Source organism: Micromonospora sp. WMMD1076, from assembly GCF_029581475.1.
In the GTDB taxonomy this organism is placed as follows: Bacteria; Actinomycetota; Actinomycetes; order Mycobacteriales; family Micromonosporaceae; genus Micromonospora; species Micromonospora aurantiaca.
The window spans coordinates 2779357-2795261 of the sequence record NZ_CP120862.1 but is presented as its reverse complement, the minus strand read 5'-3'; the positions used below and the strand labels follow the sequence as shown (position 1 = coordinate 2795261).

At 73.1% G+C, this 15905-nt stretch carries 10 protein-coding genes; 5 read left to right on the top strand and 5 right to left on the bottom strand.

All coding sequences use genetic code 11. The features are described 5' to 3' along the window. Positions 1–56 precede the first annotated feature (56 nt). Together O7622_RS13575 and prfH are read left to right on the top strand one after the other, a co-directional pair. Positions 57–1211: an RNA ligase RtcB family protein gene (locus O7622_RS13575; protein WP_282313671.1), complete on the top strand. Its 1155-nt coding sequence runs from the start codon at positions 57–59 to the stop codon at positions 1209–1211. After that, positions 1208–1813 (top strand): peptide chain release factor H, encoded by a 606-nt coding sequence (gene prfH / locus O7622_RS13570; RefSeq protein WP_282313670.1) that lies wholly within the window; start codon positions 1208–1210, stop codon positions 1811–1813. The genes O7622_RS13575 and prfH overlap by 4 nt, the downstream gene beginning before the upstream one ends. A gap of 34 nt (positions 1814–1847) precedes the next feature. On the opposite strand, the gene O7622_RS13565 is transcribed toward prfH, so the two are convergent. Then, the gene (locus O7622_RS13565; RefSeq protein ID WP_282313669.1) at positions 1848–2273 is read right to left on the bottom strand and encodes a VOC family protein; all 426 of its coding nucleotides are present in this window, start codon (positions 2271–2273) and stop codon (positions 1848–1850) included. Positions 2274–2582: 309 nt separating this feature from the next. On the opposite strand from O7622_RS13565, the gene O7622_RS13560 reads away from it, so the two are divergent. Beyond that, positions 2583–3410 carry a DUF72 domain-containing protein gene (locus O7622_RS13560; protein WP_282314135.1) on the top strand — a complete coding sequence of 276 codons (828 nt, stop codon included), beginning with the start codon at positions 2583–2585 and terminating at the stop codon, positions 3408–3410. Between the two features lie 161 nt (positions 3411–3571). On the opposite strand, the gene O7622_RS13555 is transcribed toward O7622_RS13560, so the two are convergent. Next, positions 3572–4243, bottom strand: coding sequence for a hypothetical protein (locus O7622_RS13555; protein ID WP_282313668.1), 672 nt, complete (start codon positions 4241–4243; stop codon positions 3572–3574). Between the two features lie 307 nt (positions 4244–4550). Here O7622_RS13555 and O7622_RS13550 point away from each other — a divergent pair, with 307 nt between their 5' ends. Next, positions 4551–5597, top strand: coding sequence for a zinc-dependent alcohol dehydrogenase family protein (locus O7622_RS13550; protein ID WP_282313667.1), 1047 nt, complete (start codon positions 4551–4553; stop codon positions 5595–5597). A gap of 62 nt (positions 5598–5659) precedes the next feature. Here O7622_RS13550 and O7622_RS13545 read toward each other — a convergent pair whose 3' ends face one another. From O7622_RS13545 to O7622_RS13535, 3 genes are all read right to left on the bottom strand, one after another. Further along, a complete protein-coding gene (locus O7622_RS13545) occupies positions 5660–8890 on the bottom strand; it encodes an Ig-like domain-containing protein (protein ID WP_282313666.1) in 3231 nt (1076 codons plus the stop codon). Between the two features lie 242 nt (positions 8891–9132). Next, positions 9133–10578 carry a cryptochrome/photolyase family protein gene (locus tag O7622_RS13540; protein ID WP_282313665.1) on the bottom strand — a complete coding sequence of 482 codons (1446 nt, stop codon included), beginning with the start codon at positions 10576–10578 and terminating at the stop codon, positions 9133–9135. A gap of 21 nt (positions 10579–10599) precedes the next feature. Further along, entirely contained in the window at positions 10600–11169 is a 570-nt protein-coding gene (locus O7622_RS13535; RefSeq protein ID WP_282313664.1) for a winged helix-turn-helix domain-containing protein, read from the bottom strand. 259 nt (positions 11170–11428) lie between these two features. Here O7622_RS13535 and O7622_RS13530 point away from each other — a divergent pair, with 259 nt between their 5' ends. Beyond that, positions 11429–15826 (top strand): S8 family serine peptidase, encoded by a 4398-nt coding sequence (locus O7622_RS13530; RefSeq protein ID WP_282313663.1) that lies wholly within the window; start codon positions 11429–11431, stop codon positions 15824–15826. Positions 15827–15905 lie beyond the last annotated feature (79 nt).

The following is a 15905-nucleotide window of genomic DNA, read 5'->3' as shown; positions in this document are numbered from 1 at the left end:
GCCCGCGCCGCCTGCCGTCCGCCGTCCTCCGCGCTCTCCTCCAGAAACGAGCGTCTGTGTCCGCGTACCCCTCCGGGCGGGCCGTCGTGCCCGCCACCGTCTCCGTCTTCGCCTCCCCCGGCAGCTGGATCGAGTCCGCCGCGCTCGACCAGTGCCGTCAGGTCGCCGCCCTGGACGGCATGGCGCACGTCGCCGCCATGCCCGACCTGCACCCCGGCAAGGGCGCGCCGATCGGCGCCGCGATGTCCTCGACGGTGCTCTACCCGTTCCTCGTCGGCTCCGACATCGGCTGCGGCATCGCGGTCTTCCCGATCGCGCTGCGCCGGGTCGTACCGGAACGGCTCGCGGCCCGGTTCCCCGACCTGGACCGGGCACTCGACCCGGACCGGGACGCCGACGACCCGGCCTGGTCGGTGCTCGACGGCGACGTGCCGGCCGGTCACCTCGACGGCCTCGGCACCGTCGGGCGCGGCAACCACTTCGTCGAGCTGGCCCGCGTCGGGCCGATCCTCGCGGCGGAGCACGCCGCGCGGCTCGGGCTGGACGCCGGTGACCTGGTGCTCGTGGTGCACTCCGGGTCGCGCGGGCTGGGCGAACGGATCCTGCGCGAGCACACCGAGACGCACGGCGCCGGTCCCGCGCCCGACCCGGACGCCTACCTGGCCCGGCACGACGCGGCCGTGCGGTGGGGGTCGCTCAACCGGCGGCTGCTGGCCGCGCGGGTCGCGTACGCGCTCGGCGCCGAACCCACCGAGCCGGTCGTCGACCAGTGTCACAACCTGGTCGAGATCCGCGACGGGCGCTACCTGCACCGCAAGGGCGCGACGCCGGGTGACGGCCGGGACGTGCTGATCGCCGGCACCCGCGGCACGCCCTCCTACCTGGTGGCGGCGCACGCCGGGCCGGACGCCGGCTACTCGGTGGCGCACGGTGCCGGGCGCAAGATGTCCCGCGCCGACGCGCTGCGCCGGGGCCGGGCCAAGCACACAGTCGAGGAGCTGCGCCGTACGCCGGTCGGCTCGATCGTGGTGTGCGGCGACCGGCAACTGCTGTTCGAGGAGGCACCCACCGCGTACAAGCGCATCGAGCAGGTGATCGGCGACCTGGTGGCGCACGACCTCGCCACGCCGATCACCACGACGGTTCCGCTGGTCACCTACAAGACGCCGGACGTGGGCCGCCGCGACGAGCGCCGGAAGGGCCGCCGGTGACCGAGCTGCTGCTGTCCGCCGGGCGTGGACCGGCCGAGTGCGCATGGACGCTGGCCGGGCTGCTGTCCCGCCTGGAAGGCGAGGCGGCCCGGCGGGGCCTGCGTACCGAGCGGGTCGAGACGGTGCCCGGCGACCGGGCCGGCACCTACCGGTCGGTGCTGGTACGGATCACCGGCGCCGGGGCGGAGGCGTTCGCGGCCGGGTGGACCGGCACGCTCTGCTGGCAGGCGCCCAGCCCGTACCGGACGGGCCACGGACGGAAGAACTGGTACGTCACCGCGCGGACGTGCCGGACCGACGTGGTGGTCACGCCGTTCGGCGAGGCCGACGTCGAGTTCGTGCCGTGCCGCACCGGCGGGCCGGGCGGCCAACACCGCGACAAGGCGAGCACCGCCGTCCGGGCCACGCACCGCCCGTCGGGCCGCACAGTGGTGGTGGACACCGAACGGCACCTGCACCTCAACCGCCGTATCGCGGTCGAGCTGCTGCGGCAGCGGATCGCCGCCGACGACGAGGCGGCCCGGCGCGCGGGTGTCGACGCCCGCTGGCGGGTCCACGACGACCTCGTGCGCGGTGACCCGGTACGGGTGGAGCGGCCGTGACCCGGGCCGGGCCGTGACCCCTGCCCGCCCGCGCTCAACCGACGAAGACGCAGAGCGGGTGGCCGGCGGGGTCGGAGTACACCCGTAGGGGCTCGTCCGGGTCGTCGGACCGATCCCGCAGCAGCCGCCCGCCGAGCGCGAGCACCCGCTCGTGCTGCCGGTCCAGCTCGGCCACCGACGGCACGGTCAGGTCGAGGTGCAGTTGCTGCGGCACCTCGCCCTCCGGCCAGGTCGCCTCCGGCAGCCGGTCGACCTGCTGGAAGGCCAGTTGCGGCACGCCCTGCGCGGTCCGCAGCACCAGCCAGTCCCGGCCGCGCTCGTCCGGTTCCCCGGCCGCCGGAGGCTCGTCACCGGGCCGGTAGACCAGGCCCAGCAGCGCGCGGTAGAACTCGGCCAGGGCGCGCGCGTCGGTGCAGTCCAGCACCACCTGGCACAGCCGCAGACCCGGTCCGTCGGTCATCGTCACCACCTCCGGCCTCCTCTTGCCCCGCCGGTCACGGCCCAATCCGCAGTCCATCACCGGCCCGGCTACCGTGGGCGCGGCGGACGGGCGGCCCCGCCCGCCGACGTACGGCGCGTGAGGAGGACGGATGCGACGGGCAAACACCGGTCCGGTGGCGGCGAGAGCTCTTCCGCCAACCTCCCGCCGCGGGCTCGGCTGCCTCGCGCGGTACCTCACCCGGAAGTGGAACCCGGGAGCGGAGCTGCGCGGCGCCTCGACGAGCCGGCCCTGCCGGTGACCGGGATGCGCCTGCACGTGGGCTGTGCCATGTGGACGCACAAGTCCTGGTCCGGCCGCTTCCTGCCGCACCCGCTGCCCGCACACGAGCGGCTGCGCGCGTACGCCGGGTGGTGCAATGCCGTGGAGGGCAACACCACGTTCTACGCCACCCCGGCCCGGGAGACGGTGGCGTCCTGGGCCGACCAGACCGCGCCGGGCTTCCGTCTCCTGCCGAAGCTGCCGAAGGTGGTCACCCACGAGCGCCGGCTCACCGGCGGCGAGGTGGAACTGCGGGCGTTCCTGCACGCGATGGAGCCGCTCGGCCCGCGGGCCGACGCGCTCTGGATCCAGTTGCCCGGCTCGTTCGGCCCCGGTGACGTGCCCGACCTCGACCGGTTCCTGCGCACGCTGCCCACCACCCACAGGTACGCCGTCGAGGTCCGCCACCCCGCCTTCCTCACCGAGGCCGGTGCGGTACGCGCGCTGGAGGCCACGCTGCACCGGGCCGGCGCCGAGTGGATCCCGTTCGACACCACAGCGTTCTTCCGGACGCCGCCGACGAGCGACGCCGAGCGGGAGGCGTGGACGCGCAAGCCGCGCCTGCCGCTGCGTACCCGGGCGCTGACCGACCGGCCGATCGTGCGTTACCTGGGTCGCGACGACCCGGCCCGCACCGTCGAGGGCTGGCAGCCGTGGCTGGACGTGGTCACCGGCTGGCTGCGGGAGGGCCGCTCGCCGACCGTGTTCGTGCACACGCCGGACAACGCCGACGCGCCCGAGCTGGCCCGCCGCTTCCACGACCAGGTCCGCGAGCGGGTGCCCGGGCTCGCGCCGCTGCCCGAGCCGGAGCCGGTCGGCCCGGCGACGCTGTTCTGAGCGCCGGGTCAGATCGCCACCAGCCCGCTCAGCCTGCTCGGCCGCCCTCGGGCGGGGGCAGGCGGTCATCGTACGCGCCGGACCGTCCCGCGTACCGCTCGCCGCGCAGGAACGGCAGCGGGTTCGGGCGCAGCCGTGCAGGCCGAGCGTCTGCCGCTGCATCACCGGCGCCGGGCGTCCCCGCCCCGGGCAGCGCTCGTGCCCGTGACCCAGGCGGTGGTAGACCACGCATCGGCGGTACGGGCGAGGTCGCTGCCGTAGGCGGGCGCGCCGCGCACCCGGCGGGCCACGTTGACCACCACCCGGTCCCCGCTACGGCAGGAGGTGTACCGGCCCGGCACAGGTCGTCGCGCGTACCGGGGGTGGCGAGGTAGACGGTGAAGTCGGCGGGCCCGCGGGCGCCGACGCGGCGCAGAGCGATCCGTCCGTCGGTGGTCCAGCCACCCGGGCCGGTGAGGATACCGGTGACCTGCACCGCGAGATCCGCCGGTGGCAGACCCGTGATGCCGCGCTTTCGACCCGAAGACCCTCCCCCCGGGAACCCCGCTCGACGGCATCATCGCCCACACGTCCCAGGTCCACCACCCGTAGCCAGTCCTCCCCCTCCCCCTCCCCCTCTCCCTCTCCCTCTCCCTCTCCCTCTCCCTCTCCCTCTCCCTCTCCCTCTCCCTCTCCCTCTCCCTCTCCCTCTCCCTCTCCCTCTCCCTCTCCCTCTCCCTCTCCCTCTCCCTCTCCCTCTCCCTCTCCCTCTCCCTCTCCCTCTCCCTCTCCCGGATGATCAAGGAGTTTGCGGGCCGAAACCGCCCTGGCGAGGACACAAACCCCTTGATCACCGGCGCAGGAAGGCCGAGCCACGTGGACCTTGGTACGAAGCGGCCCCCATGAGGGCGCGCTCGTACCAAGATCCACGGCTGCTCAGGCGTACGGACCGCAGCCCTCACGTGTGGGGAGGCATGACGCGTCGGGGAGGAGCAGGTGAGGCGGGGACCGGTCCTCGCCGGTGATCGTGCGCTTTCTGCCCGGTCAGACCGGGGCAGCCACGACATCGACGGGGCCGCAAGTGCAAGATCGCGGAGAGCGGGCGAGGGCGGAGGGCGGGGCGGGGGCGGGGGCGGGACGGGTGGGTGTGAGGATCGGGGCATGCGTGCGGTGGTGTTCGAGCAGTTCGGGGTACGGCCGGAGGTCCGGGAGGTGGACGACCCGGCGCCGGCGCCGGACGGGGTGGTCGTCCGGGTCGGCGCGACCGGCCTGTGCCGCAGTGACTGGCACGGCTGGCAGGGCCACGACCCGGACATCCGCCTGCCGCACGTGCCGGGCCACGAGTTCGCCGGTGTCGTCGTGGCCGCAGGCGCGGACGTCCGCGGCTGGCGGCCCGGTGACCGGGTGACAGCGCCGTTCGTCTGCGCGTGCGGGCGGTGCCCGTCCTGCCTGGCCGGCGACCAGCAGGTCTGCGAGCGGCAGACCCAGCCGGGCTTCACCGGGTGGGGCTCGTTCGCCGAGCTGGTCGCGGTACGGCACGCCGACGTCAACCTGGTCCGGCTGCCGGACGAGCTGGACGAGGCGGCCGCCGCCGCGCTCGGTTGCCGGTTCGCCACCGCGTTCCGGGCCGTCGTCGCGCAGGGCCGGGCGGCGGCGGGCGAGTGGGTGGCCGTGCACGGCTGCGGCGGCGTCGGCCTGTCCGCCGTCATGGTGGCGGCGGCGAGCGGGGCGCGGGTGGTGGCGGTGGACGTGTCGTCCGGCGCGCTGGAGCTGGCCCGCCTCAGCGGCGCCGCGGTCTGCGTGGACGCGAGCGCGCTCGCCGGTCCCGGCGAGGTGGCCGCCGTGATCCGGGAGGCCACCGGCGGTGGCGCCCACCTGTCGCTGGACGCGCTGGGCAGTCACGCCACCTGTGTGGCGTCGATCGAGGGCCTGCGCCGCCGCGGCCGGCACGTGCAGGTCGGGCTGCTGCCCGCCGCGCAGGGCCGGCCCGCGCTGCCGATGGACCTGGTGATCGCGTACGAGCTGGAGCTGCGGGGCAGCCACGGCATGCCGGCGCACGCGTACCCGGAGATGCTGCGGCTGGTCACCGCCGGGGTGCTGCGCCCGGCCGAGCTGGTCACCCGCACCATCGACCTGGCCGCCGCGCCAGACGCGCTGGCCACGATGGACCGGCCGGCCACCCCCGGGATGTGCCTGATCCGTCCCTGAACGGGCACGGGCCGGCCCGGCACCGGGAGACCCGGCGCGGACCGGCCCGCGAGGCCGTCCGGTCAGTCGGTGACGGTCACCGTGACGGTACGGGGCGGCTGCTGGTACTGCCCCCGGTTGTCCATGCCGCGGATCGTCACCGTGTACGTGCCGGCCGGGATCACCGGCGACGTGTACGCGAAGTTCGACCCCGGCGAGCCCGGGCTGGTGAGGAACGTGGCGATCCACGGCCAGCTGGTCGGCGCGCCCGCGCGGCCGAACGTGCCGGCGGAGTTCATGCCCTGCCCGGCGCTGTTGCCGATCTGCACCTCGACCTTCTGCATCCCGCCGTCGTCCACCGCCCGGCCGGTGATGACGATCCGGCCGCCGGTGTACGCCTGCCCCTCGACCGGCGTGATGCTCGGCTCCAGCGTCGGGTCGGTGTCACCCGGGTAGACCAGGTAGCGGGCGGTGGCGCCGCTTGTCGAGTTGTCCTGCTGACCGGCGGTGTCCACGGCCCACGCCTCGACGCTGTACGTGCCCCGGGTGGGCAGGTCGATCGAGAGCGTGAACGCGGTGCTGGTCGCGCCGGGCGCGGCGAGCGTCGCGTCGACTGTGGCGAACGCGGCGGCCATGGTGCCGTTGGGCTGCACGTACCGGCCGGTGTCCAGGTCGCGCAGCGCGATCCGGACCGCCCGCACGCCCTTGTCGTCGGTCGCCGTGCCGGTCAGGTCCAGGTGCAGCTGGTCGATGTCCTGGTTGGTGCCGGTGAAGCTGAGCAGCCCGTTCGGGAAGGCGTCGCCTGGCACCTGGGCGGTGACTGTGAGCCGGCCCATGTTGGTGCTGGACGTGGTCAGGCCGAGCTTGTCGGTCGCCCGTACCCGGAAGTCGTAGACACCGGGGGTGAGCGGCACCGTGGTGAACGACCAGTCGAACGTCGCGGCGTCGAGGTTGGTCGGCGAGATCCGGTGGTAGCCGGCGACCGAGTCGGCGCCCCACGTGCCGTCGCTGGCGAGCGCCTCGCGGGTGGTGTTGTTGCGCAGGTAGATCTCGACCGACTTCAGGGCGTCGTCGTCGCGCGCCGTGCCGGCGAACGTGACCGCGCCGCCGGGCGCGACTGTGAACGGCGCCGGGTTGCCCGGCGGGGTCATCGCCACCGGCGAGGTGATCGCCACTGTCGGCGGTACGCCGTTGGCCGAGACGGTCCAGTCGCGGGTGTCGCCGCGCAGGTCGCTCTGCCCGGTCGTGTCGACCGCGGTCGCGGTCATCCTCCACTGCCCCTCGGTGGGCAGCGTGACCTCGTACTGCCAGGTGGTGGACGTCGCGCCGATCACGTCCGGCTCGCCGCGGAAGGTGTTGTAGACGGCGGCGACGGTCCCGTCGTCCTGCAGGTACCGGTTGTCGGGCGTGCGGAACGAGTAGATCAGCGAGTTGACGCCCTTGTCGTCGGTGGCGGTGCCGGAGGCCACGAAGGTCTGCGTGGCGAGCAGGCCGGCCGACGGCGAGCTGATCCGGGTCGTCGGCGGCAGGTCGTCGAAGCGGAACGCCTCGATTTTCTTGACCGCCTTGGTGGTGTCGCCGGCCCCGTTGCGGTCGAACGTCTTGGCCTGCAACTGGTAGACCCCGGCGGGCAGTGTCACCGGCAGGCTCCACGTGGTGGAGGTGGCGTTCGGCGCGGCGACGGTCGTGTTGATCGCCTTGAACGCGCCCCACGTGGTCAGGTCGGCCTGGAGGTACTTGCCGCTGTTGCGGTCCTGGATCTCCAGTTGCACCCGGGCCACGCCGGCCGGGGCGAGCGCCTGGCCGCTGATCGTGAACGACTCGCCGGCCGGCTTCACCGCGCCCTCGATCGGCGTGGTGACAGTGGTGTCCAGCGCCGCCGGCTTGGGCTCCTTGGAGAGGTCGAAGAAGGCCACCCGGCCGGTGGTCTTGCCGCCCTTGACGTTGCCGTCGCCGCCGACGAGCAGGCCGCGCGAGGTGGCGAGCATCGCCTTCTCGCCCTCGTACGAGTTGGAGCCGGGGTTCCACTCCAGCGCGGTGCCGGTGAGCGGGTCCAGCGCGCCGAGGTGGTCGCGGCGGACCACCTGGTCGCCGAGTCCGTAGCCGCTGAGCCCCTGGCCGGTGCCGTAGCCGACGTTGTCCAGGCCGGGCCACGGCACGTTCGACGTGGGCGACTCCTGCCAGCTGAAGTGCCCGCCGACGTAGACGGCGGTGTCGGTGATCGCGACCGAGTAGATGCTGTCGAAGTGCCGGGAGATCCAGAGCGGCTCGACGTTGTCGTTTCCGGTCAGCGGGTACGCGATGGCGGTGTCGTTGATCGGCGGGCGGTCGCCGCCGGAGCCGCTGGTGACCACGAAGTACGAGTCGTCCGGCGCGATGTCACCGGCGAAGACGCGCTGGATGCCGCCGACGAAGGAGAGGTTGTCCTCCCACAGCCGGGTACGCCAGGGCAGCAGCGCCTTGCTGGCCGTACCGATGAGCGCCACGCCGTAGCGGTCCTGGCCGGCGATCTGGCGGCCGGTGTGCACGACCAGCAGCTTGCTGCGGTCGTGGGTGAGCTTGAGCTGCTGCACGGTGAGCATGCCGCCGACGCCGATGCCGCCGGTGAGCGGCAGGTTGAAGCCGGTGTCGACGGCGCCGGTGGTGGGGTTGAGCGCGACCAGGCCGCTGCGGCTGACCCCGTTGACGGTGGCGAACTGGCCGCCGACGTAGACGGCGTTGCCGCTCACGGCCAGGGCGGTGGCCCGCGCGTTCGCGGTGGCGGTGAACGCGGCGACCGGCGCGCCGGTGGCCGGGTTCAGCCGGGCGATCTTGCGCTTGGTGACGCCGTTGATCGTGTTGAACGTGCCGGCGATGTAGAGCGACGAGCCGTCCGGCGACGCCTCCACCGCGGCGACCGCGCCGTCGATGACCGGCTTGAACCCGGTGTCCACCTTGCCGGTGTCCAGGTTGTACGACGCCAGGGACCGCTGCGCGATCGCGGACCCGCCGTTGTTGGCGATCGAGGTGAACGTGCCGGCGATGAAGACGCGGTTGCCGATCACCTCGATGTCGGTGATCTCGCCGTTGGTGATCCGCGGGGTGTCGGTGCGGGGGGTGGTCGGCATCAGCCGGGTGTCCCCGGGGGTGACCAGCGCACGGGTCGCCGTGGTGCGCGCGGCGCCGAGTGCGGCGCTGCTTCCCGTCGCCTGTGCGCCGGTGTGGCCGGCCACGCCGGCGTCCCGCACGGTGACGGTGGCGGCGAGCGCCGGCACTCCCGCCACCACGACCGCGCCGGCGACGACGACCGTCACCGCGCGAAGCCAAACTCGCATCGAGACAACTCTCCCTGTCCGCCGGGACGGCCCCCTCGGGTGATTCCCGAGTCCCCTTCGTCCGCGTGCCGGACGCCACCGTAGGAGGCAAAGGCTTCTCGCGATACGTGCCGCACCGGTAATCGACCGGTCGCCATCAATTTCGGCCACACCGGCAGCGCGCCTCCACCGATCGGGTCACCGGCTGTCACCGTCCGGCCGTGCGCGCCGTCGGGTCCGCGACACCTCCGTCCCGGCGGGTGTCAGGGCGCCTCGCTGCCGCGCTTGTCCTCCTGCGCCAGCACCGCGTCGCGGCGCTGCGGGTCGTCGCGTCCGGCGAGCGCCGCCGCCAGCCTCGGGTCGGCCGCGAGCCGCTCCCGGTTGCGGTGCCAGAACGCCTCGAAACCGCCTGTGTACGGGCACGCCGTGTCGCCGAGCGCCACGTCGGGTTCGTACCGGCAGCCGGCGCAGTGGTCGCCGATCCGGTCCACGTGCGTGCCGTCGAACGCCCACGGCCGGGTGTCGATGCGGGCCAGGTCGGCGTACTGGCTCATGCCGATGACAGTGGCGTTCATGACCCAGTCCGCGCCGTCGACGAAGTTGCGGCGGAACCAGTCGGCCAGGTCGGCGGGACGCCAGCCGCGTTGCAGGCCGTAGTTGGCGAGCACCGTCAGCCGTGCGGTGTGGTGCGCCCAGCCGGTGTCCCGGACGCCCGCGAGCACGTCGGCCAGGCAGCGGGCCTCCACCGCGTCGGCGTCGAGCCGGTCGAACCACCCGGGCAGCGGCTGCGCGGCGGCGAGCCAGCCGGCGCCCCGGAACCGCGGCGCGAAGTACCAGTAGAGCTGCCAGAGGAACTCGCGCCAGCCGAACAGGCCGCGCACGAACCGGTGCACCGCGGCGGGCGGCGCGGCGCCGTCCCGGGCGGCGCGCTCGGCGGCCCGGATCGCCGGTTCCGGGTCGAGCAGGCCGCTGTTGAACGAGGACGACAGCGCGCTGTACGCGAGCAGTCCGTCGCCATCGCGGAGCAGGTCGTGGGTGTCGGCGTACGCGGGCAGCCGGTGGGTCAGGAAGTGCGCGAGCCGGGCGCGCGCCTCGGTGTGCGTGGCCGGGTGGCGGCGCGGTCCGTCCCGGCCGGTGAACCGGATCCCCTCGTCCGCCCAGCGGTCCAGGTCGCGGCGGACCTGCGCGTCGATGTCGTCCTCGACGACCGGCGGGGGCGGCGGCACGTCGACGGACGGCCGGGCGCGGGGACGGCGGGCCGGCGGGGGCAGGTCGCGCAGCATGTCGTGGCGGTCGCGGGCGTACCGGTAGAAGTCGTCCATCCGCAGCCGGCCGCGCCGCCGGTCCGCCCAGGCGGCGAAGTCGGCGCGGTCGGTGACGAATCCGCGCGGCGGCAGCACTGTCAGCCCGTCCACGGTTCCGGCGAACGCCAGCGCCGCCCGGGACGCCGGGTGCACCAGCTCGACCGGCTCGCCCAGCCCGGTGAGCGCGGCGCGGAACGTGCCGGCCCGTACCAGCCGGGCCCGGTCGCCGAGTTCGGCGGCGCGGTGCCGCAGCGCGGACAGGAGCAGGTGTGCCTTCTGCCTGTGCATCGGCCGGGCGGCGAACAGCGACCGGGCCTCCACCAGCAGGACGGGCTGTGTGTCGTCGTCGAGGAAGTGCGGTCCGACCTGATCCGCCAGGAGCCAGCGCCAGGGTGCCAATGCCATCCCTTCACAATGGACGTGCGGTCAGTCGCCCCGCACCCGGGGGTGGCGGTGGTCGGTCAGCCGCAGCCCGACGCCGCGTACCGCCGCGATGGTGACGCCGGTGCCCAACTCGTCGAGCTTACGGCGCAACCGTTTCACCAGGGACTGCACGTCGGCCCGGCCGTGCGTCGGCGCGTCGTGCCAGACCGCGTGGTGCAGCTCGGAATAGCTCCACACCCGTACCGGCTCGACGGTCAGGCAGGTCAGCAGGTCGCGTTCCAGCCGGGTCAGGGCGGTCTCCCGGTTGCCCCACCGGGCGGTCGACCGGGCCGCGTCGATCACCAGCGCGCCGTCCGGCGCGGGCTTGTCCCGGGGTACGGGCGGAGCCGGCGCGACGGCCGGTGCGGGCGCGTGCGCCGGGGCCGGCGCATCCGTGATCAACTCGCGCAGCTCGTCCAGATCGGCGACCATCAGAAGGGGCGCGACGCCGTCCAGCAACTCGGTCAGCCGCAGCCGTTCGGCCGGGGACGACGTCACCCCGATGACGAGCGAGAAGGGATGCTCCGACGGGTCGGTGCCGGAGTTCGCCGCGTTCGTGCCGTCAGTCGTCACCGCGCCCCACCGTGACAAAAACTGTCAACAGGCTGCCCTCTCCGGGAGCCTGTTGGTGACATGTTGCTCACGTACGGTTATTGATCGTTCCTCACTGTCGATCATAGTGTCCACTCAGGCGTCCGGCGCAGACCCGCACGGCGCCTAGGGGGCCTGGGGGGTTCTTTTCACACCGGTGTCGTAGTCGGGAGAGTACGTCTCCTGGCCCTTCTGCCATGGCTCGATCATCAGCGGGTCATCGGAGGAGGAGGCAGCACCGATGCTGAGACGTCCACACAGATGGGGCCCGGCCCGGCGGCTGGTGAGCGCGGGTGCCGCCCTGGTGCTCGCCGCCACCGCGCTGGCCGCGACCGGCACCGCGGCACAGGCCGAGACGGGCGCGGGCGCGTCGGCCGGCGACAAGATCCGTCCCGAGCTCACCCGCCAGCTCCAGGGCAAGAGCGAGGGCGACTTCTGGATCCACTTCGGCGCCAAGGCGGACCTGAGCAGGGCCGCCTCGATCAAGGACTGGAACGAGCGCGGCGCCGCCGTCGCGGCGGCGCTGAAGAAGACCGCCGCCGACAGCCAGTCGAAGATCCGCGCCGAGCTGGACCGCTCGGGCACGAAGTACCAGACCTTCTGGGCGACGAACGCCATCAAGGTCACCGACGGCTCGCTGGCCATGGCGCAGAACTTCGCCGCCCACTCCGAGGTCGACGGCCTGTACGCGCCGGTGGAGTACAAGCTGCCGGAGACCACCCCCGGTACCGACGAGAAGTCGGCGAACGCCCTGGAGTGGGGCATCGCCAACATCAACGCCGACGACGTCTGGTCCCAGTACGGCGTCAAGGGCGCCGGGATCACCGTGGCGAGCATCGACAGCGGCGTCCAGTTCAACCACCCGGCGCTGGTGAACGCCTACCGGGGCAACAACGGTGACGGCACCTTCGACCACGACTACAACTGGTTCGACGCGGCCGGCGAGTGCGCCACCGCGCCGTGCGACTCCGACGGCCACGGCACGCACACCATGGGCACCATGGCCGGCGCCGACGGGGCCAACCAGATCGGTGTCGCCCCCGAGGTCAAGTGGATCGCCGCGAACGGGTGCTGCCCGTCCGACGCCGCGCTGATCTCCTCCGGCCAGTGGATGCTGGAGCCCACCGACCTCAACGGCCAGAACCCGGACGCCAGCAAGCGGCCGAACATCATCAACAACTCGTGGGGCACCACGGCGCCGTCCAACCAGCCGTTCATGGAGGACGTGACGAACGCCTGGACCGCCTCCGGCATCTTCGGCGTCTGGTCCAACGGCAACAACGGCCCGTCCTGCCAGACCAGCGGCTCACCGGGCAGCCTGGTCAGCAACTACTCGGCCGGCGCGTACGACGTCAACAACAACATCGCCAGCTTCTCGTCCCGGGGCACCGGGCAGAACGGCGAGATCAAGCCGAACATCTCGGCGCCGGGTGTGAACGTGCGCTCCAGCGTGCCGACCAACTCGTACGCCAGCATCAGCGGCACCTCGATGGCGGCGCCGCACCTGGCCGGCGCGATCGCGCTGCTCTGGTCGGCGGCGCCCACGCTGGTCGGCGACATCACGGCGACCCGCGCGCTGCTCAACGACACGGCGATCGACAAGGGCGACGCGCAGTGCGGCGGCACCACCGACGACAACAACGTCTACGGTGAGGGCCGCCTGGACGCGCTCGCGCTGCTCGCCGCCGCCCCGATCGGCGACAACGGCACCCTGGCCGGCAAGGTCACCGACGCCGCCACCGGCGCCGGGATCGCCGGCGCGACCGTCACCCTGTCCGGCGCGGCCGACCGCGCGCTGACCACCGGCGCGAACGGGACGTACTCCTCGCTCCTGCCGGCCGGCGACTACCAGGTCGTGGTCTCGGCGTTCGGGTACGCGACCCGCACGCTGTCGGCGACGATCACCGCGAACACGACCACCACGCTCGACGTCGCGCTCACCGCGGTAGCGAGCGTCACGGTCAGCGGGCAGGTCACCGACGGTTCCGGGCACGGCTGGCCGCTGTACGCGAAGGTGAGCGTCGAGGGCACGCCGATCTCCGACTACACCACGCCGACGACCGGCCGCTACAGCCTGTCGCTGCCGTCCGGGGCGACGTACCGGCTCAAGGTCGAGCCGCAGTACGCCGGCTACCTGACCACCACCAAGGAGGTCACGGTCGGCACCGGCAACGTGACCGCCAACATCGCGGTGCAGGCGAACCCGGAGGCGTGCACCACCGCCCCCGGCTACACGGTCAGCTCCGACGGCGAGTACGAGACGTTCGACGGCACCGGTGTCCCGGACGGCTGGACCGTGGTGGACAACGCCGGCACCGGCCAGGTCTGGGAGTTCACCGACGCCGGTGAACGCGGCAACCTGACCGGCGGCAGCGGCAACTTCGCCATCATCGACAGCGACAACTACGGCAGCGGCGGGCGGCAGGACACGTCGCTGGTCAGCCCGGTGGTCGACCTGACCGGCGTGACCGCGCCGGTGATCCGGTTCAACCAGGACTACAACTGGCTCAACAGCGACCGCGCGGACGTGGACCTGAGCCTGGACGGCGGTAGCACGTGGAGCAACGTGCTCCGGCAGGCGGCCGACGTACGCGGCCCGCGTGTGACCGAGGTGCCGATCCCGCAGGCGGCCGGCCAGTCGCAGGTGCAGGTGCGCTTCCACTACTACGAGGCGAGCTGGGAATGGTGGTGGCAGGTCGACAACGTCCTCATCGGCAGCAAGCTCGTCTGCGAGCCGGTCAAGGGCGGCCTGGTGCTCGGCCACGTCCGCGACAAGAACGACAACAGCTACGTCAACGGCGCCACGGTGACCAGCAAGGACCGACCGGCGGAGAAGGCCACCACAGTCGCCACGCCCGACGACACCGAGCTGCCCGACGGCTTCTACTGGATGTTCTCGTCGCTGACCGGGACGCACCCGTTCACCGCCGGTGCCGGCAACTACGTGAGCCAGACCAAGCAGGTGGCGGTCGAGGAGGACTGGGCCACAGCGGCCAACTTCCAGCTCGCCGCCGGCCGGCTGTCGGTGAAGCCGACCTCGATCACCGGCACGGTCCGGATGCCCAGCGGGAAGGTCAGCAAGACCTTCACTGTGACCAACACCGGCGGAGCCCCGGTCACCGCCGAGTTCAGTGAGCGCGACGGCGGGTTCGTGCTGCAACGCGCCGACGGCTCCCGGCTGTCCGAGCAGGCGCTGCTCGGCTCCACCGGTGCCCCGGTCCAGCGGCTGACCGCCGCCACGTCGTTCGCGGCCCGCTCGTCGGGCAAGTCGTCGAACGCGATCGCCGCCGCCGCACCCCAGGCGGACCCCTGGACCAGCATCCCGGGCTACCCGGCGAACGTGATGGACAACCGGGTCGTCAACGTCGACGGCACCGTCTACTCCATCGCCGGTGGCGACGGCACCGCGTCGAGCGCCAAGAGCTACAGGTACGACCCGATCACCCAGACGTGGACCGGCATCGCCGACCTGCCCGGCGCGCGTAACGCCATGACGGTCGGCGTGCTCGATGGCAAGATCATCGCCACCGGCGGCTGGGGCGCCGCCGGTCCGGACGCCGCCACCTTCTCGTACGACCCGGCGGCGAACACCTGGACCCGCAAGGCCGACAACCCGGCGCCGCGCGCGGCGGCGGGCCAGGCGGTCGCGGGCGGCAAGCTGTACGCGATCGGCGGCTGCACCACCGCGAGCTGCACGCCGATGGCCAACTCGGTGGTCCGGTACGACCCGGGCGCCGACACCTGGGAGACGCTGCCGGCGTACCCGAAGTCGGTGGCGTTCCTGTCCTGCGGCGGGATCGACGGCACCGTCTACTGCACCGGCGGCAACGACGGAACGGCCTCGCAGAAGGTCGGTTACGCCTTCGACCCGGGCGCAGGCGCCTGGACCGCCATCCCGGACGCGCCGGCCGACAGCTGGGCCTCCTCGTACGCGGTCGCCAACGGCAAGCTCCTGGTCGTCGGCGGGTCGCAGGGCGGCGCCATCACCAACGCCGGCTTCGCCTTCGACCCGGCGACCAACTCGTGGGCCAACCTGCCCAACGCCAACGCCCCCCGCTACCGGGGTGGCGCGGCCTGCGGGTTCTACAAGATCGGCGGTTCGTCGGGCGGCTTCACGGCCACCAAGGACAGCGAGGTCCTGCCCGGCTTCGGCGAGTGCGCCGAGGGCGCGGCCGACGTGAGCTGGCTGACCGTCGACAAGTCGAAGGTCACGCTGGCGCCGGGTGAGAAGGTCACCGTCACGGTCGGCATGACCGCGAACGTCGACCAGCCCGGTACGTACTCCGCCTCCGTGGTGATCAAGGAGAACACGCCGTACACGGTGGAGCCGGTGGCGGTGACGATGATCGCGCAGCCGCCGACCACCTGGGGCAAGCTGTCCGGCACGGTCTCCGGCAAGAGCTGCCAGGGCGCCACCGCACCGCTGGCGGGCGTGACCGTGCAGGTCGACTCCTGGGCGAACTCGTACACCTTCACCACCGACGCCGAGGGCCGGTACGCCTACTGGATGGACCGGCGCAACAACCCGCTGACGCTGATCGTCGCGAAGGACGGCTGGAAGCCCCAGACGCGCCAGACGAAGGTCAACAGCAGCACGCCCACTGTTGAGGACTTCACCCTCTCCCCCACCCGCTGCTGACCCCAGCGACTGACGAGGACGGCCCGCCCGGCACACCACCCCGGGCGGGCCGCTCCCGCTCCCGTTGGTCTTGCACTTA